16 protein-coding genes and 1 riboswitch are annotated in these 16,606 nt (G+C 65.8%); of the genes, 6 read left to right on the forward strand and 10 right to left on the reverse strand.

Annotation, left to right across the window (positions count from 1 at the left end; all coding sequences use genetic code 11):
• The first annotated feature begins 296 nt into the window (after positions 1–296).
• Positions 297–620 (forward strand): fimbrial protein, encoded by a 324-nt coding sequence (locus tag HWY37_RS11265; RefSeq protein WP_175209176.1) that lies wholly within the window; start codon positions 297–299, stop codon positions 618–620.
• A gap of 96 nt (positions 621–716) precedes the next feature.
• Here HWY37_RS11265 and HWY37_RS11270 read toward each other — a convergent pair whose 3' ends face one another.
• On the reverse strand, positions 717–2,102 hold the full coding sequence (locus HWY37_RS11270; RefSeq protein WP_176088642.1) for an aminotransferase-like domain-containing protein: 1,386 nt from the start codon (positions 2,100–2,102) through the stop codon (positions 717–719).
• Between the two features lie 118 nt (positions 2,103–2,220).
• On the opposite strand from HWY37_RS11270, the gene HWY37_RS11275 reads away from it, so the two are divergent.
• Both HWY37_RS11275 and HWY37_RS11280 read left to right on the forward strand, forming a co-directional pair.
• On the forward strand, positions 2,221–3,081 hold the full coding sequence (locus HWY37_RS11275) for a DMT family transporter (protein ID WP_176088643.1): 861 nt from the start codon (positions 2,221–2,223) through the stop codon (positions 3,079–3,081).
• 122 nt (positions 3,082–3,203) lie between these two features.
• On the forward strand, positions 3,204–3,866 hold the full coding sequence (locus HWY37_RS11280; RefSeq protein ID WP_176088644.1) for an SH3 domain-containing protein: 663 nt from the start codon (positions 3,204–3,206) through the stop codon (positions 3,864–3,866).
• 11 nt (positions 3,867–3,877) lie between these two features.
• On the opposite strand, the gene mntP is transcribed toward HWY37_RS11280, so the two are convergent.
• From mntP to HWY37_RS11295, 3 genes are all read right to left on the reverse strand, one after another.
• Positions 3,878–4,447: a manganese efflux pump MntP gene (mntP, locus tag HWY37_RS11285; protein ID WP_176088645.1), complete on the reverse strand. Its 570-nt coding sequence runs from the start codon at positions 4,445–4,447 to the stop codon at positions 3,878–3,880.
• A 6-nt stretch (positions 4,448–4,453) separates the two neighbouring features.
• A riboswitch (yybP-ykoY riboswitch) is annotated at positions 4,454–4,642 on the reverse strand.
• Positions 4,643–4,679: 37 nt separating this feature from the next.
• Entirely contained in the window at positions 4,680–5,648 is a 969-nt protein-coding gene (locus tag HWY37_RS11290) for a Bug family tripartite tricarboxylate transporter substrate binding protein (protein ID WP_176088646.1), read from the reverse strand.
• A gap of 51 nt (positions 5,649–5,699) precedes the next feature.
• Positions 5,700–7,283 (reverse strand): sulfatase family protein, encoded by a 1,584-nt coding sequence (locus tag HWY37_RS11295; RefSeq protein ID WP_176088647.1) that lies wholly within the window; start codon positions 7,281–7,283, stop codon positions 5,700–5,702.
• Between the two features lie 133 nt (positions 7,284–7,416).
• Between HWY37_RS11295 and HWY37_RS11300 the strand changes: the two genes are divergently transcribed.
• Both HWY37_RS11300 and HWY37_RS11305 read left to right on the forward strand, forming a co-directional pair.
• Positions 7,417–8,322, forward strand: a complete 906-nt coding sequence (locus HWY37_RS11300; RefSeq protein WP_175209183.1) for a LysR family transcriptional regulator — start codon at positions 7,417–7,419, stop codon at positions 8,320–8,322.
• An 11-nt stretch (positions 8,323–8,333) separates the two neighbouring features.
• A complete protein-coding gene (locus HWY37_RS11305) occupies positions 8,334–8,783 on the forward strand; it encodes a DUF6389 family protein (RefSeq protein ID WP_176088648.1) in 450 nt (149 codons plus the stop codon).
• 54 nt (positions 8,784–8,837) lie between these two features.
• Here the strand turns inward: HWY37_RS11305 and HWY37_RS11310 are convergent, their stop codons facing one another.
• The 6 genes from HWY37_RS11310 to HWY37_RS11335 all read right to left on the reverse strand — a co-directional run bounded on the left by HWY37_RS11310 (position 8,838) and on the right by HWY37_RS11335 (position 15,512).
• Entirely contained in the window at positions 8,838–9,281 is a 444-nt protein-coding gene (locus HWY37_RS11310) for a CopD family copper resistance protein (protein WP_175209185.1), read from the reverse strand.
• Positions 9,282–9,406: 125 nt separating this feature from the next.
• Positions 9,407–11,755, reverse strand: a complete 2,349-nt coding sequence (locus HWY37_RS11315; protein ID WP_246302261.1) for a TonB-dependent siderophore receptor — start codon at positions 11,753–11,755, stop codon at positions 9,407–9,409.
• Between the two features lie 156 nt (positions 11,756–11,911).
• The gene (locus HWY37_RS11320) at positions 11,912–12,895 is read right to left on the reverse strand and encodes a FecR domain-containing protein (RefSeq protein ID WP_176088649.1); all 984 of its coding nucleotides are present in this window, start codon (positions 12,893–12,895) and stop codon (positions 11,912–11,914) included.
• Positions 12,892–13,398 carry a sigma-70 family RNA polymerase sigma factor gene (locus HWY37_RS11325; RefSeq protein ID WP_175209188.1) on the reverse strand — a complete coding sequence of 169 codons (507 nt, stop codon included), beginning with the start codon at positions 13,396–13,398 and terminating at the stop codon, positions 12,892–12,894. Before HWY37_RS11325 ends, HWY37_RS11320 begins: the two co-directional genes overlap by 4 nt.
• A 131-nt stretch (positions 13,399–13,529) precedes the next feature.
• Complete coding sequence (locus HWY37_RS11330) at positions 13,530–14,252, reverse strand: META and DUF4377 domain-containing protein (RefSeq protein ID WP_217481320.1); 723 nt, start codon at positions 14,250–14,252, stop codon at positions 13,530–13,532.
• Positions 14,253–14,678: 426 nt separating this feature from the next.
• Complete coding sequence (locus tag HWY37_RS11335; RefSeq protein WP_246302262.1) at positions 14,679–15,512, reverse strand: lysozyme inhibitor LprI family protein; 834 nt, start codon at positions 15,510–15,512, stop codon at positions 14,679–14,681.
• 317 nt (positions 15,513–15,829) lie between these two features.
• On the opposite strand from HWY37_RS11335, the gene HWY37_RS11340 reads away from it, so the two are divergent.
• Positions 15,830–16,597 (forward strand): extracellular solute-binding protein, encoded by a 768-nt coding sequence (locus tag HWY37_RS11340; RefSeq protein WP_176088652.1) that lies wholly within the window; start codon positions 15,830–15,832, stop codon positions 16,595–16,597.
• The last annotated feature ends 9 nt before the right edge of the window (positions 16,598–16,606 follow it).

A 16,606-nucleotide genomic window follows, 5' to 3' on the forward strand; every position in this document is an offset into this window, starting at 1 on the left:
GTCCTCCGCCGCGCGCTCAAAGGAGCCCACGATGCCGCCCATACTCCTCCCCCAGTTCGCCTAGCGAGCCGCTCCTTCATCCATAAGACGCAGTACGTCTGCTGATTTTCAGCGTGGACGGCCTATTGCCGTGCGAGCTGATGCGTCTGCGTCGCGGCTGCAAGCGAGACCCGGACTCACCAAGGACGAACACGGCCCGACGGCTCGCCGCGGTTAATTTTTGCCGCAGGATGCCGTTAATGAAGTGTAGACAGACCTAGCTATCCCTCCGTTCCTAGTCGCAAGGAGTCGCTGTCATGTCCAAGCTCCAATACCGCCTTTCCCTGCTCATGCTGTGCGCTTCCAGCGTCCTTCCCGCAGCTCATGCCGCGGATGGAACCATCTACTTCCAGGGAGCCATCGTCGAGGCGGCGTCATGCACGCCCCAGGTCCAATCCAGGAAAGTAGCCGTCCGCGTGGAGTGCGACGCCGAACGCGCACGCGCCGCCGGCAAGCCCGCCGACCGATACCGCGTGAGCGCCAGCCGAGTCAATGTCAAGGTGCAACCCATCACCCTCAAGGCGGGGCAGCCTGGACAGAAAGACACCCTGGGTTATGTGGTGACCATGGCCTACCTGTAGCCGCTGCCGCCGTGCGCGCGGATGTCCTGGTCTGCCCGGGCTCCGCGTGCATGTGAACGCTCGGCAAGCAGCCCGAAGCGGAAGCTGCCCTGCAGCTCAAGCCGCGTTCAACGCTTTTGCCAGCACCGTGTAGATCCGCTCGTCCTTGGACTGCGCGACGTTGAAGCGAAGAAAATCCCCCGCCGTCAGCGATTGGCTGAACGCGTCGCCGGGCGCCACGATCACGCCCTCCTGAAGGCATAGCCGCGCCACCGTGGCGGCATTCTTGCCTTCGGGCAGGCGGCACCACAGGAACATTCCCGCGCGCGGCATCAGCCAGGGCTTGACGCCCAGTTTCTGAAGCTTGGCGGCAGTCTTGTCCATCAACTCCGCCAGGCGCAGCCGGGTCGACTCCATGTGGCGGCGGTAGCCGCTGCCGGTCAGTGTTTTGAAAATGATCTCCGCGGCCAGGCGGCTGCTGCCGAAGGTGGTGGCAATCTTCAGGTCGATCAGGCTGTCGATCCACTCGGCGCGCAAGGCGATGTAGCCGCAGCGCACCGATGCCGACACGGTCTTCGAGAAACTGCCGATGTGTATGACCCGCGACAACCCATCGAACGCCGCCAGGCGCGGCGCGGGCGTGTGCTCGAAATCCGCGAAGATGTCGTCCTCGACGATCACCAGCTCGGAATCGTCCGCCAGCTTCAGCAGGCGGTGCGCAACCAGGGGCGAGAGCGTCGCCCCCGTGGGATTGTGGATCCCGGAATTGGTGATGTAGAGACGCGGAGCATGCTCGCGCAAGGCCGCTTCGAAGGCCTTCACGTCCGGCCCGTTGGGCGAGTACGGAATTCCCACGGCCTTGACGCGATGGGCCTTCAACAGCGCGTGAAAGTTGAAGTAGCAGGGATCGTCCACCAGCACCGTGTCCCCGGGTTCCAGCAGGAAGCGCAGGATCAGGTCGATGGACTGGGTCCCCGAATCGGTCAGCATGATCTGCTCGGGTCCGGCCTCTATCCCCAGGCCCGCCATTCGCCGCGCCAGCAGTTGCCGCAAAGGCGCATGCCCCAGAGGCGTTCCGTACTCGGTCAATTCGCCGCAATCGGCCCTGGCCATGCCGCGCATGGCGCGCCGCAGCCCTTCCTCGTACATCCAGTCGATCGGCAGCCATCCGCAACCAGGCCGCAAGGTGTCGGCATCCGCCGCCAGCGACTGGCGCGATACCCACAGCGGATCAACCTCGCGGTCCAGCTTCGGTCCCATCTCGGTCAGCGCCAGCGGCGCCGCATGGCCGGCGACATAAAAGCCCGAGCCGGGCCGCGACACCAGCACGCCTTCGGCCGCCAGGCGCTCGTAGGCCTCCACCACCGTCGACACGGACACTTCCAGCGCCTTAGCCTGCAGCCTGACCGAGGGCAGGCGCGAGCCCGGCAAGGCTGCGCGCGAGGCGATCCGGCCCTGGATCTCCGCCATGACTTTGTTGATGAGGGTGCCGCCGCGCGCCATAGAGTGCTCCGCTGTACTTGTTTTTATTCCATAACAGTTTCTATAAATTGTACTGGATTGTGCGTGGACTCGGAACGGCCGCCGTGCTGTACTGAAGCCTGCTATCAAGGAGCTTCAGATGGAAAAGGCCACTAGCGGCTGGGTGAATGGTTTTATCGGCGTCGCAATCTTCGCGGGTTCCCTGCCCGCAACCCGGGTTGCCGTGGCGGAGCTGGATCCGATCTTCCTGACCTGCGCGCGAGCGGCCATCGCCGGCCTGCTGGGCCTGGCGCTCCTGGTGCTGCTGCGCCAACGCCGGCCCGCCCTGTCCGATCTCCCCTCGCTGGCGCTGACCGCGTTGGGCGTGGTCGTCGGATTCCCCTTGCTGACGGCCCTGGCCCTGCAGTACGTCACCTCGGCCCATTCCATCGTCTTCGTGGGCCTGCTGCCGCTTAGCACCGCCATCTTCGCGGTATTGCGCGGCGGCGAACGCCCTCGCGCGCCGTTCTGGATGTTCTCCATCGTCGGCGCGGCCTGCGTCGCGGGCTATGCCGCCTGGGGCGGCCTGGAGGCCTCGCCCGCCGGCGACCTGCTCATGCTCGCCGCCATCGTCGTCTGCGGCCTGGGCTATGCCGAAGGCGCCAAGCTGTCCCGCAAGCTGGGCGGCTGGCAGGTCATCAGCTGGTCGCTGGTGCTGTCCTTGCCCGTCATGCTGCCCGTCGCGCTGCTGACGCTGCCCGCCTCGTTCGCGCATGTCACCGCGCCCGCCTGGATCGGCTTCGCCTACGTGTCGCTCTTCAGCATGCTCATCGGCTTCGTGTTCTGGTACCGCGGCCTTGCGCAAGGCGGCATCGCCGCGGTCGGCCAGCTGCAGCTGTTCCAACCCTTCATGGGACTGGGGCTGGCTGCGCTGCTGCTGCACGAAAACGTCAGCTGGACCATGCTGGTCGTGACGCTGGCGGCGGTGATTTGCGTGACGGGCGCGAAGCGGTACGCCTGATGAACGCCACGGCCTTTGGCAGGGTCGAGCTGTTACGCGACTGCGCCTACTTCTGATAGCCTCTGCCCCTAAGCATCGTGACATCGGGAACCGTTTCCTGATCGGCTTTAGGAGCTCCCCTCGTGAAGAAAGCTTTACTCACCGCGCTCTCGCTCGTTCTCCTGCCGGCCGCGGCTGCCGTCGCCGCGGGCTCCCAGGCCGCGATTCCCGAGGGGCCGACGACCTGCAATTTCGGGGCATGGACCAACTACTTGAGCAAGCCCGCGATCGAGGTGCGCGATGCGCCGTCGGCGAACGCCAGGATCGTCGGCAAGCTGCCGACAGTGGAAGCCGCCGGAGAGCCCGAGTACGCCTACAGCATCACCTTTGACGTGATCGCGGCCCAGAACGGATGGCTGAAGATCGCCAATGCCAGCGACGACTACAACGAAGCCGAGGACGAAAGCCGCGCTCCGCGCAAGTTCCATAAGGGCGAAGGCTGGATCAGGTCAGGCGACGCCCGGATAGGCATACAGTCCGGGCGCGGCTATCTGAAGCCCGACCCCAAGAGCAAGCGGCTGCTCGACCTGGGCAGCAACTGGCTGACCGAAATGGGCACGATCAACGGCATACTGGCCTGCCACCAGGACTGGGTGCTGCTCGACTACACGGTGGAGCGCAAGCGCCTGCCGGACGAACAGCTGGCCGAACTCGCCAAGGACGAACGATCGACCGGGCGCGCCTGGTTCCGGGGGCTGTGCTCCAGCCAGGAAACCAGCTGCGACATGAAATCGGTCGATCAGTAGCCTTCTTTTTTTCAGGCGGTGGCGCTCAGGTGCTCGTAGAGTATCGCCGCGCCGATACCGATCAGCGCCAGTCCGCCCAGGACCTCCGCCCGCTTGCCCGCGACGCTGCCCAGCACCCGCCCCAGCATCACCCCTATGGTCACCATCAAGGTGGTAGCCAGTCCGATGGCGATGGCCGCCACCACGATGTTCACGTCGACGAAGGCCAGACCCACGCCCACCGCCATGGCGTCGATGCTGGTGGCGAGGCCCGTGGCGGCCAGCAGCCAGAATGAATGGCGGGTCACGGGTGCAGCGTCTTCGTCTTCTTCCTTGAAGCCGTTGCGTATCATCAGCAAGCCGAGCACACAGAGCATCGTGAACGCGATCCAGTGGTCCCAGGCGACCACGTACTTGGCCGCGACGGAGCCCAGCGCCCAACCGATGACTGGCGTAATGGCTTCGATCACGCCGAAGATCAGCCCCGTGCGCAGGGCTTCAGAAATCCGTGGTTTGTACAGCGCGGCGCCTTTGCTGATGGCCGCGGCGAAGGCGTCCGTCGACATGGCGAACGCAAGAACGATGATGGCGATGGCATTCATTCGAGGAGAGATCCCACTGGGCGAGAACGGCACGGACTTCCGCGCCGCCCAGCGTCGCGCGAAATATCCGTGGTCTCGCCAAGCTTGAATGCCGCTTGCGCCATGGCTGAAGAGCCAAGAATGTTGACGCAAGCCCTGCAGGATCGGGCCGAATCGGGCCGGGCTGGCAGGAGGCTACTCCCCAAAGAGAAAAGGCAGTCTAGCAGACCCTGCTGACCGCTGTGTTACAGCGCTACTCCCCCCGTATCCCCGCCTTCGCTATCACTTCCTTCCAGCCCTTCGCCTCCCTGTCCACCCATTCCTGCGCCTGCGCCTTGCCCGCAAAAGGTCCGTGCATGCCCAGCAACGCCATGCTCTGCTGGAATTCGGGCATGGCGTACACCTTGGCCAGCGTGTCTTCCCAGACCTTTGCGATCGCAGGCGGCGTGCCCTTGGGCGCCATCACCAGAAAAGCAAACGAGACGTCATAGCCCTTCAAGCCCGCCACGCCCGATTGCGCCGCGGTGGGAACCTCGGGCAGATCGGGGTCGCGATCCTTGCCGGATACCGCCAGCGCCTTCAGCTTGCCTGCCCGCACGTGCGGCAGCACACCGGGCGTGGCCAGGAACGCGGCCTGGATCTGGTCGCCCAGCAGCGCGTTGACCGCCGGCGCGTTGCCGCGATACGGAACGTGCGCGGCGTCTATCGTGGCGGCAAGGCGCAGCTTTTCAAAGGCGAGGTTGCCGGGACTGCCGTAGCCGGCGGACGCGTAGGTGATGCGGTGGGTCTTGGCATAGCGCAGGAATTCGTCCAGCGTGCCGACGCCCAATTCGGGCCGCACGGCCAGGGCCAGGCCGAAGGAACCGGCCAGGCTGAGCGGCTCCAGCCGCTGGGTAACGTCCTTGTCCAGCCCCTTGAAGATGTAGGGGTTGACGGTCATCAGCGTGTCGAGCGTCATCAGCAGCGTGTAGCCGTCGGGCGCGGCCTGGGCCACCGACTGGGCGCCGATGTTGCCGGATGCGCCGGAGCGGTTTTCCACCACGATGGTCTGGCCGAGGATCTTGCCCGCGTGCTGGGCGATAGCCCGGGCCTCAAGATCCAGCGGCCCCGCGGGCGGGAAGTTGACGATGAGGCGGACAGGACGCGACGGATAGTCGGACGCCACGGCAACCGAGGTTCCGGCCGCAAGCAGCGCCGTACAGAACAGCAAGGACTTGATCATGCTTTTCTCCTGGGTGGCGCCGGCCGCGGGGGCCGGCGTCGTGGCGGAACATCAGGCAATGGCGGTGGGGTGCGGGCTGGTCTCGGCGTGGCGGATCATGCTGCGCGACAGTTCCAGCAGCAGTTCGCCACGCAGCGCGGCCGCGGCGGAGTCGTCCCACAGGTTACGCAGTTCGTGTGGGTCTTCGCGCAAGTCATAGAGTTCGCCCCAGGCAGCGTCGGCATAGACGCTGAGCCGGTGACGCGGCGTCTGCAGGGTGCGCATGCGGGTGCGGCCGGCAAAGCCGAACATGGTGCGCTGGCCTTCTTCCTCGATCAGCACGGCGTCGCGCACGCCATCGGCTGCGCCGGACATGAGCGGCAGCAGGGACGCGCCCTGCATGCCGTTGTAGGCCGGCAGGCCGGCGCGCGCCAGCACGGTGGCGGCGATGTCGGCGGTGGAGCACAGCGCCTGGCTGCGCGCGGCGGCGGGCGCCGCCTGCGGATCGCGCCAGATGAACGGCGTGCGGATCAGGCTCTGATAATGGACCGGGCCCTTGAGCAGCAGCTGATGGTCGCCGAAGTAATCGCCATGGTCGCTGGTGAAGATGACGACGGTGTTTTCGTCCAGGCCGGTCTCGCGCAGCGCCTGCATGACGCGGCCGATGGTGGCGTCGATATGGCTGATGGAGCCGTAGTTCAGCGCAATCGCTTCGCGCGCCTCGCGCTCGGTGCAAGCGAAGATGGCGGGCGTGTGCTTGACGGCCTTGCCCTGGTCGCGCTGCTGGTGCAGCCAGGCCACGTGCGGCGGCAATTGACGGCCCGGCGCGGCGCAGGCATGGAAGGACTCCGGCAGCGTCACATCCTCGGGACGGTACATGTCCCAATACTTGCCGTGAGGCGTGAACGGATGGTGCGGGTCGGGGAACGAGCACTGGATGAAGAAGGGCTTGCCGCTGGCGGCGTTCTCGCGCAGTTGCGCGATGGTCTGGTCGCCGATGTAGGCGGTGGTGGAGCATTCCTCGGGCACCCGCGTGCGCCAGGCCTGGTGATGCTGCGTCAACACATAGCCGGGCGCAGGCAAGGCGTGCTCGGGGCCCCACAGCCGTCGCACTTCGGGATGCTCCCGCGCCAGCCAGCGCTCGTAATGGCCCCAGACCTGGTCGCCATGATCCACCGCCAGCGCCACGCGCTCGAAGCCATAGAAAGGGGTTTCCAGGTCATGGTTCGGATCCGTGCGCCACAGCGGCCCCCATTCCTGGTCGTAGTTGCCGGGTTCGGCGGTCCAGGCCTCGCCCTGCGCGGGATCGCCGGCCGGCGGCCAGACGGCGGGCTTGCCGGTCATGTTCTGCAGATGCGACTTGCCGATCAGCGCGGTGGCGTAGCCCGCGCCGCGCAGCCGGTCGACAAAGGTGGTGGCGCGCTGCGACAGCGGAATGCCGTTGTGGCGCGCGCCGTGCACCGAGGGCATGCGGCCAGTCATCAGGGTGGCCCGGTTAGGCATGCAGATCGGCGACGCGACATAAAAGCGGTCGGCCGACCACCCCTGCCCCGCCAGCGCGTCTAGCTCCGGCGTGCGCAGCATGGCGTTGCCATAGCTGCCCAGATGATCCGCGCGCTGCTGATCCGTGATGAATAGCAGGAAATTCGGCTGCATCGTGTCTCCTCGCCGCCGGCTTTGCGCCGGCATGGCTCTGTTGTCCGGCCATTATGTGGAGATGAGACATAAATTGATAATGAATTAATATTACCGATCCATAACCGCGTATTTATGCCTTAAGGACGCCCGCATGGACTGGACCCACCGCATCCGCCTGCGCCACCTGGCCATCCTGGTGCGCCTGTGCGACACCCGCAACCTGAGCCAGGTCGCGTCCGAACTCAACATCACGCAGCCTGCGCTGTCGAAGTGGCTGAAGGACCTGGAAGCGGACATCGGCCTGACCCTGTTCGACCGCCACGCGCGCGGCATCGAACCCACGCTTTACGGACTGGAACTGCGCAGGCATGCGCGCGAAATCCTGGGCAAGCTGGGCCGGGCCCAGGACACCATGGCGCAGCTGGCGCGCGGCGCCACCGGCACGCTGGCCGTGGGCGTCACGCCCAACATCGCGCCGGTGCTGCTGCCGCCCAGCATCCAGCGCTTCCGCGAACGCTATCCACGCGTGCTGCTGCGCCTGGCCGAGAACACGCTGGACTATCTGCTGCCGCTGGTACAGGAAGGCTCTTTCGACGTGCTGGTCGGACGCCTGGAGCAGCACTCGCTGCCGCGCAACCTGCACTACGAAGAGCTGTACGACGAACCCATCTGCCTGGCCGTGGGCACGGCGCATCCGCTGGCGAACAAGCGCAAGGTGACGTGGCAGGACGTGCAGGCCTACCCCTGGATCACGCCCGGCGCTTCGACGCCCATGCGGATACGCATCGACTACGAACTGGCGCTGGCCGACCAGCCCGCGCCGTGGCAACAGGTGGAGTCGTCGTCGGTGCTGGTCAACCTGGCGCTGCTGGACGGCTCGGATCTGATACTGCCGATCTCGGAGGGGCTGGCGCGGCATTTTGCCCGGCAGCACATGATCAAGGTGCTGCCCCTGCCCATGCGCAGCCGCGGGATCACGGGCATGGTGTGGCGCGACACGGCGCTGGCATCGGAACATGCGGCGTATTTCATGGAATGCTTACGGCTGGCCAGATAACGGAGATTTCCTTGACCCGATCCGAATACGAAACCGAACTTCTGCGCATCCTGCGCGCCCACGGCGCCGCGGCCCGCGCCACGCTCACGGCCCTGATCGCCGCCCTGCCCCCCAAGGCGCGCGAAATCCACTTCGTGGTGTTCCCCGACCAGGACGGCGAAGGCACGCTCTCCGTGGTCGCGAGCCTGGACGGCCCGGATCTGTTCGTGCTCAACAAGGCCATCGAAGGCCATCGCTATCTGTTCGACGTCCGCCACACGGAACACGGCATCGAACCCGAAGTTCCGCTGTTCGCCTCGGACGGAGCCGGCTTCGACGTACAGGACGTCATCGTCGACACCGCCATGTCGTGGGTGGAAGAACTATGGGCAGCCTGCGGCGGCTCTCCGCTGCCCGGGCTTGTGTATGGCGAAGAAGGCTACGGCACGCGCGAACCGCTGGCCTTGCCTGCGCAGTCCTAGCGCGCGGCACCGCCGCCTTGCGGTCCTGCCGGATGGAACTTCATCCGATCGCGCTTACCAGGTCAGGTAGAACATCGCCTTGGCCAGCACCACGATCAGCATCATGTGGCAGAACACGCTGACATGCATGCGGCGGCTCAAAGCCCCGGTCAGGCGCTTGCGCCGCGCCAGGGTCAAGGCGGTGGCGACGTGGACCAGCACGCTCAGGGTCAACGCGATCTTCAGCGCCAGCAGGATGCCGAAGGAAGATTCGAACGGATGCGCCAGCGCGCCCCGGTGTTGCCAGGCCAGCCCCAGGCCGGCCAGGTACAGCACCACCACGGCCCAAGGCAGCACGGACCGCACGCGCGGCGCCAGCTGGCTGCCCAGCGCGTGGCGCACGTCCGGCGGCAGGCGCTTGTGCACAGGCTCCAGGAACAGCACCTCGAAACTGACGGTGCCGACGAACAGGAAGGCCGCGAGCAGGTGCAGGATGAGCAGCAAGGGATAGGTATTCATGGCTGCGAACAGGAATGGCCATCAATGATGGATTGTCCCATCCGCAGAGATGGCGCGGGCATGACAAACATCAAGCCCGCCCGTTCCTGGCGCAAGCCCGGTGCATCGCCGCCGTGCTTGTCCCGTCAGAACTTGTAGCTCACCTTCATCCAGACGTTCCGGGGCGTGCCGTAGTTGTAGCCGTTGTAGCCCCCCAGGCCGCTGTAGTAGTACTTGTCGGTCAGGTTTTCCACATTGATGGAAGCGGACACGTTCCGGTTGAAGTCATAGCGCGCCATCAGGCCGAACAACGTGACGCCGCCCTGGCTGGCACGGCCCAGGCCACTCGCTTCGTCATAGTAGATGCTGCTCTGGTAGCTGACGCTGCCACCGATCGTAAGCTTGTTCCACTCTCCCGGCAGTCTGTAGCTTGCGGCAAGCCGGAACAGCCGTTGAGGCGTGCTCGCCAGCAGCAATGCGCCTTCGGCATCGCGCTTGGCAAAGTAGGTGTACCCCCCCATCAACTGCAGGCCAGGCGCCACCTCGCCGGCCAGGCTGAGCTCGAAACCCTTGCTGCGCGCGCCCTTGACCGCGCGATAAGGCGTGGTTCCGTCCGGCAACGGCGGACTCGACGGGTCTTCGACCGCCACGTTTTCCTCCTGGGTGCGGAATATCGCAAAGCTCGAATTCAGCCTGCCGTCCAGGTGTTCGCCCTTCAGCCCGATCTCGTAGTTCTGGCCGGTCTGCGGCGGCAGCACCATGTTGCTGGCATCGCGCGAGGTCGTGGGAATGAAGATCCGGGTATAGCTGGCATAGGCCGAAAAGTCCCTGTTCAGGTCCACGACCACGCCGGCATAGGGCGTGAAGACGCCGTTTTCCCTTGCGGTGGGATTGTGGGTCCAGGCATTGGCGGGGCCGTTGTACGCCGACGAGTTTTCCTCGTACCAGGTGGTCCGGGCGCCAAGCACCAGCGACACGGGGTCGGCCACCTTCAGGCGCGCCGAACCGTAGATGGCGGTTTCCTTCGCGTCAAGGTACGTGTTGTAGAACGTGTAGGGCATGGCGGGCCGCGGCACGCCCCGCAGGTCATAGAGATTCACCGACCGGCGATCCCAGCCGGCGGGGTTCGCGGAGTTCAGGTTGAGTTCGCTGACATAGCGGTTGTAGCTCAGTCCCAGGACAGCGCGATGTTCCTGGCCGAAGGCCTGGAACGGCCCTTCGGCGTAGATGTCGAAGGACTTGTTGGTGGAGCTCGCCGGGTTATCGCGCAGCTCGATGGTGGAGGCTCCGGACGGATCGATGGGTTGATACGCAAGGATGTAGCCCCAGGCGGCTTTTCTTTCGTTCTTCAAGCGGCTGGCGTCCAGCTTGACGTGCCAGCCGCCGTCGAAGCGGTGGTCCAGCGTCGCAAAAATCCGGTCCGTATACATATCCCATTGGCTCCAGGGCGTCACGGGATTGAAGGACCTGGGAAAGTTCGTGCGCGCGCCGTCGCTATAGAACAGCGGCGCCTGGCCGAAGTTGGCGCCGTCGATGGCGGTCTTCTGGTGTTCGTAGCCGACGCTGACGGTGGTGCCGGGCCGGATGTCGGCTTCGAGAATGCCGTAGAAGACATCGTCGGATCGCTTCTTGTAGTCGATGAAGCTGTCGCCCGCAGTGCGGGCTGCGACGATCCTGCCGCGCAGCGTGCCGGCGCTGTTCAGCGGGCCGCCCAGGTCCGCTTCGGCGTTGTAGCTATTCCAGCGCCCCGCACCAGCGGTGACATGCCCCGCGAACTCCGACGTGGGGCGCTTGCGCACCAGGTTCACCGAACCGCCAGGCTCGCCCACGCCATTGAGCAGGCCGGCAGCGCCACGCACGACTTCCACCCGGTCGTAGATGGCGGTGTTGATCATGCCCGCTTCGGCGGACGGCGTTTTGAACGAGAGCGTGGGAACGCCATCGAGCATGGTGTTCAGCGCAAAGCCGCGCGAGGTGAACTGCACGCGCTCGTCCAACCGGTCCACGGCGATGCCGGGCGTCTGGCGCAGTACCTCATCGAGCGTGTTCAGGTTCTGGTCGTCCATCTGCTGACGGGTGACTACACTGATTGATTGAGGGGTTTCGCGCAGCGACAGCGGCATGCGGGTCGCGGCGCTGGTAGCCGGCACGGTGTAGGAGCCGGTGCCTTCGGAGGGGCCTTCGTCGCCAGCGCCGGTGACGGTCACGGCAGGCAGGGCCGTGACTTCGCCCTGCGGCAATCTGCGCAGGGTATAGCCGCCGTCGGCGCGCCGCGCCGGTTCCAGGCCGCTGCCGGCCAACAGATGGCGCAACCCTTCCTCGAAGCCAAAGCTGCCGCGCAGTCCGGGCGATTGCAGGTCACGCGTCAGCGCGGGGTCGAACGACAGCAGGACTCCGGCCTGGGCGGCATAGGCCGAAAGCGCCGCGCTGAGCGGCCCGGGCGCGATGGCCACGCTTACCTGTCCGGCGGGCGCCTGCGCATGGGCGGGTGCCATCACCCCCGCCAGCGGCAGCGCGAATGCGCTTGCCGCGCACAAGGCAGGAAGGGAGACGCCAGGGCGCAACGGGGAAAACTGACGAGGCATGACATGCACTCCAGATATTGGTCTTATCCTCGTAGCCAGATAAGACGCGGAAAGTACTAGTCGCCGTTACAACTTCGTTCCGTTGCGCGGCACGATCGACACCCAGTAGCGGGTGCGATAGCGCAGGCTGAGCTGCAGCGTGTCAGCCACGGTCGCCAGAATGCGGTCGGGCTCGGCCAGCGGGAAAGCGCCGGAGATGGGCAGGTGTGCCACTTCAGCCGCGCAATCGACCCAGCCGGCGCGGTAGCGCTGAAGCTCGCGCAGGAATTCGTTCAAAGGCATGCTGTCCACCTGCAGCATGCCGCGCTGCCAAGCGGAGGGATCCCCTGCCAGAGCTTCGGCGCTGTCGATGTGGCCGCCCGTAAATCGCAAACCCATGCCCGCCGGCACGATGCGTGCCGCGTCCGCTGGCGCGCCCCGCAGTGCCACGCGCACGGCGCCTTCCAGCACCTGTACCGCCGATACGCCGTCGTCGCGCCGGACCACGAAGCGCGTGCCCAACGCCGTAATGCTGCCTTCGCGGGTACGCACGATGAAGGGCCGCGAAGCCTGCTCCGTGTCCGGAGCGGTTTCGATCAGGATTTCGCCGCCATGCAGGGCTATCAGCCGCTGCTGGGCATCGAACAGGACGTCCATGGCCGTGGCGGCGTTGAGCACCACGCGGCTGTGGTCCGCCAGCATCACCTCGCGTCGCGCGCCGACCGACGTCCGGTACTGTGCCACCCAGCCGCGCCAGGCTTCGTCGACCTGCGCATAGCCGATGGCCCCCCCGGTGCCGATCAGCACCAGCAGCTTGCCAAGCGCAGCCCTGCGCGCGGGCGAGCGCGGCTGGCCCAGGACGGGCAGCATGCCCTTGGGCAGCGCCTCGAAACGGCGCGTCAAGACTTCGGTGCGCTGCCAAGCGCGCTCGTGTTCAGGATCGGCCTGGCGCCAGGCCTGCCATGCCGCCCGCTCCGCGTCGCTGACGGCGCCCGATGTCAGCCGCAGGAACCAGTCCACCGCGCCGTCCAGCGCCCGCGGGTCGATGCTCCGTGACTCGTCGGCGCTCATGGCGCGAATTCCAGGCAGTGGCGCAAGGCGCGCGCGATGTACAGCCGAACCGACCCGACCGACACGCCCAGCGCCTGGGCGATCTCCGCGTGAGTCAGTCCTTCAAGCTGGCACAGCAGGAATGCGCGCCGCACCCGAACGGGCAGGCCGTCCAACATGGCGTCGATCTCGTACAAGGCTTCCAGCGCCAGCGCGCGGGCCTCGGGCGACGGCGACTGGGCTTCGGGCAGCTGGGCCAGCGTTTCCAGGTAGGCGCGCTCGAGATCCCTGCGCCGCAAGTGGTTGACCATGAGGCCGTGCGCGATGGTCGCCAGATAGGAACGCGGTTCGCGGATATCGTCAGGTTGGCGCCGCGCCAGCACGCGCAGGTAGGTGTCGTGCACCAGATCCGCCGCGTCGAACGCACATCCCACCTTTTTGCGCAGCCAGCCCTGCAGCCAGCCTTGATGCTCTTGGTACAGGGTGTGCAGGGGGTGCCGCGGAGAAGGGTCTGAAGCGGCCATGAAGACGCACAGTCACAAATGAGAATAACTATAATTTACAATATTGTGCCTGCGACGGGTGAAATGACTGCGCCCGGCCGCTGTCTCCAGGGGCCGGGCGCAGAAGGGCTGCCGGGTGGAATGCTGGCGTCTTACTTCTTCGACGCGTCCTGCTCCACCACCATGTCCAGCACATATACCTGCTTGGGCGCATCGGCGGGCGGGTTCTTCCAGTCGTAGCGCTTCACGCGCAGCACGGTGCGCACGCCGTCTTGGTGGTCGTAGCCCTCGATGGACTGGTACAGCGGATGCCATTTGTCCTTGGTGGGCTGCTGCACGCCGGCTTCGTTGTAGCGGCGTTCGCGCACCATCAGGCATTGGTAGCCAGGAATCAGCGGGTGGCTGCAGGCGGTCTTCTTGGCGGCGACTTCGAGGAACATGATCTCGCCGGCGCTGCCGTACAGGGTCTCGGGCGTGGGTTCGCCGACGAACTTGAGGACGCTGCCATCCTTGGCAACCAGTTCCAGTCCGGGTTCGGCCGCATCGCCGCTGAGCGTCGCGCGCAGATCGCCCTTCAGGCGTTGGCCGATCTCGGCGTCCAGGCTCATCAGGCTCTGGTCGCAGGCCTTCATCGTGGACGCGAGGTTGGCGACGCTCAACACGCCGTTCTTATAGGTGTAGCCGCCGAACTGCGCGTTGCAGCCGCCGCGGACGTTCAGCGCGTCCTGCGAAAACGACAGGCGCAGCGGGCGCTCGATGCCGATCTGCAGCGCGGCGATGGGCTTGCCGGACGCGTCGGTGGCGGAGGCCAGGCGCCAGTAGTAGGCGGGCAGTTGCACTTCCGGGCTGGCCGGCGTGGTGGCGGTGGTGGGCATGGAGGACGATCCTTCACGGGGGGAGGAAGTCGGAGCGCAAGCTTGCAGCAGCGCGGCGCATACGGACGCAAGGAGGATGGTTTTCTTCATGATTCGTTCCTGTCAGCCGGATGGCACTGATGAAAAGCGGCATTCTACGTTCGCGCAATGGACGTTTTTGGCTTGCGGGCTTCCAGACCGTTTCAAAATCTTGCTGCCGATCCGGTCCGAAACGCAAGTTGCAGGTCGCTCTTGCAGCCGCTTTTCCCTGCTGCGGCAAGCGCCGCCGAAACGCGCGGACGCTTGTCCACGCCGCCCCGGCGTCACTTACAAATCGACACATTACCCGCAAAATACTGCATTTCTTGCCAACACCACTTCATTTGCTGGCAACGCACACCTAGCCTGCCCTTACGGAGTTTGCATGGGCGCGTCATCCCGACGCGGTCAGTGCGCCGAAATCACTCCGGCCGGCGGATAGACCGGAGCGCTCAGACAGGCCTGCGCCCATGCGTAATCATCCTCGGTGTAGACCTCGCCATCGATCTTGGGCAGCGGGCTGGACGGATAGGAGAAATCCGCCGGCTGCTGCGGCTTCATATTCCATTTCGCCTGGCCCTCGGAGTCGGAGCAGGCCTCGTCCGCGCTGCTGAACGAGCAAGACGCGACCACCTTCGGCTTGCCGTTCACGACATTGGCGACATAACGCTTGGTATAGCCGGCGTTGGTCGCCCAGTATTCATCGACGGAGCAGATGCGGTCCTTGTTCTGATAATGCCGGGTGGCGAAACAGCTGTAGCCGGTGTAGTCGCGCGGCAGCACGTCGCAGGAGGTCGAAAAGCCGGCGAACTTGCCGCCGCTGAACTGCGCCTGGAATTTCCGCTGGCGCAGCGCGCTGTCGATGAGGCGCGGCGTGGCGGAGCCTTTGGCCGTGGCCTTGAATTCCGCGGCGCGGCCCAGGATGAGATCGCGGGCGATGGCGCCGGGCGTCTGGCCTTCGGGCCGCTCGTCCGGTTCCTTGATCATCATGTCCAGCGTCTTGTCGCGCGCCGCGATCCAGCGCTTCTGGCCGGCCACCAGCATGGCGCGGATCTCGCTGTCGGGCGCCTGCTTCAAGATCGCGGCATAGGCGCGGTTCAATTCGGCATCGGCGGCTACCGTCTTGCGATCGGCGCAAATCAGCTTCTCGACCGCGCTGCCGGCCTTGGCGCAATCGATGGCCAGGGCGGGCGACGAAAGCGCGTACAGGCCTGCGAGGCACAGCAGGCGAACAGCGGACATTCCGGATTTCATGTGACGTTTCCCTACTCGGTATCTTGCGCGGTGGTCCATGGGGACAGACTCGACAAGGCTGCAATTCTGCACGAGATTTGGCAACAGAATGGCAACGGAGTCCAACGCTCTGAAACTCGCGCCGCGTCCGTGGCCAATCCATGCCTTGCCAGCCGGACGCGGAATATCCGCCTGCCCTTCGACGTCTACCTGGCAGGCCGGCCGCGCAACGGGACCGCGCGGCGCGCCCTTGGGACCAACCAGCCGATAGCGCCGTCCTTCGGCATTCTGCATGCGCGCATCGGCGCAAAACGGAAGAGCTTGATATGAAGTCGATCAAATCCCTGGCCTGCGGCATTGCGCTGGCCTGCGTTGCCGCAGGCAGCGCCTGGGCCGCGCCTGGCCTGAACGTGTACGGGCCGGGCGGCCCCGCCCCCGCGATGAAAGAGGCGGCCGAGGCATTCGGCAAGGCGCAGGGCATCAGCGTCACGGTCACCGCGGGCCCGACGCCCGCCTGGGCCGAGCAGGCCAAACAGGACGCCGACGTGATCTACAGCGGCGCCGAGAACATGATGAGCGGATTCGCCTCGGCGCTGCCCGGCGTGTTCGACCTGCGCGAGGCGCGCACGCTGTACCTGCGGCCCTCCGCCATCCTGGTGCGCCCGGGCAATCCCAAGGCCATCAAGGGCTTCAAGGACCTGCTCAAGCCGGGCATCAAGGTGATGGCGGTGTCAGGCGCGGGGCAGACCGGCCTGTGGGAAGACGTGGCAGGCCGGCTGGGCGATATCGAGACCGTCCGCGCCTTCCGCGCCAACCTGGTGCTGCCGGAGGCCGGCAACAGCGCGCAGGCGCGCAAGCAATGGACCGAGGACCCCGCCATAGACGCCTGGCTGATCTGGAACATCTGGCTGGTGTCGAACCCCGATCTGGCCAGCCTGGTCGAGGTGGAGGAACCGTACCGCATCTACCGGGACGCGGGCGCCGTGGTCACTAAAAAGGGCAAGGCCAATCCGCAGGCGCAGGCCTTCGTCGACTTCCTGACCGCGCCCGAAGGCCGGGCGATTTTCAAGAAGTGGGGCTGGAAGACGGATTGAGTTCCGTGT

The sequence above is a fragment of the Achromobacter anxifer genome (assembly GCF_903652925.1).
In the GTDB taxonomy this organism is placed as follows: Bacteria; Pseudomonadota; Gammaproteobacteria; order Burkholderiales; family Burkholderiaceae_B; genus Achromobacter; species Achromobacter anxifer.

Coding starts and splice junctions, on each gene's coding strand:
- HWY37_RS11315 (WP_246302261.1), bottom strand. CDS start 11,755: ATGGCACCCGCCCATGCGCAGGCGCCCGCCGGACAGGTAAGCGTGGCC.
- HWY37_RS11295 (WP_176088647.1), bottom strand. CDS start 7,283: ATGCAGCCGAATTTCCTGCTATTCATCACGGATCAGCAGCGCGCGGAT.
- HWY37_RS11265 (WP_175209176.1), top strand. CDS start 297: ATGTCCAAGCTCCAATACCGCCTTTCCCTGCTCATGCTGTGCGCTTCC.
- HWY37_RS11330 (WP_217481320.1), bottom strand. CDS start 14,252: ATGCCCACCACCGCCACCACGCCGGCCAGCCCGGAAGTGCAACTGCCC.
- HWY37_RS11340 (WP_176088652.1), top strand. CDS start 15,830: ATGAAGTCGATCAAATCCCTGGCCTGCGGCATTGCGCTGGCCTGCGTT.
- HWY37_RS11325 (WP_175209188.1), bottom strand. CDS start 13,398: ATGGCCGCTTCAGACCCTTCTCCGCGGCACCCCCTGCACACCCTGTAC.
- HWY37_RS11290 (WP_176088646.1), bottom strand. CDS start 5,648: ATGATCAAGTCCTTGCTGTTCTGTACGGCGCTGCTTGCGGCCGGAACC.
- HWY37_RS11320 (WP_176088649.1), bottom strand. CDS start 12,895: ATGAGCGCCGACGAGTCACGGAGCATCGACCCGCGGGCGCTGGACGGC.
- HWY37_RS11300 (WP_175209183.1), top strand. CDS start 7,417: ATGGACTGGACCCACCGCATCCGCCTGCGCCACCTGGCCATCCTGGTG.
- HWY37_RS11310 (WP_175209185.1), bottom strand. CDS start 9,281: ATGAATACCTATCCCTTGCTGCTCATCCTGCACCTGCTCGCGGCCTTC.
- HWY37_RS11335 (WP_246302262.1), bottom strand. CDS start 15,512: ATGTCCGCTGTTCGCCTGCTGTGCCTCGCAGGCCTGTACGCGCTTTCG.
- HWY37_RS11270 (WP_176088642.1), bottom strand. CDS start 2,102: ATGGCGCGCGGCGGCACCCTCATCAACAAAGTCATGGCGGAGATCCAG.
- HWY37_RS11275 (WP_176088643.1), top strand. CDS start 2,221: ATGGAAAAGGCCACTAGCGGCTGGGTGAATGGTTTTATCGGCGTCGCA.
- mntP (WP_176088645.1), bottom strand. CDS start 4,447: ATGAATGCCATCGCCATCATCGTTCTTGCGTTCGCCATGTCGACGGAC.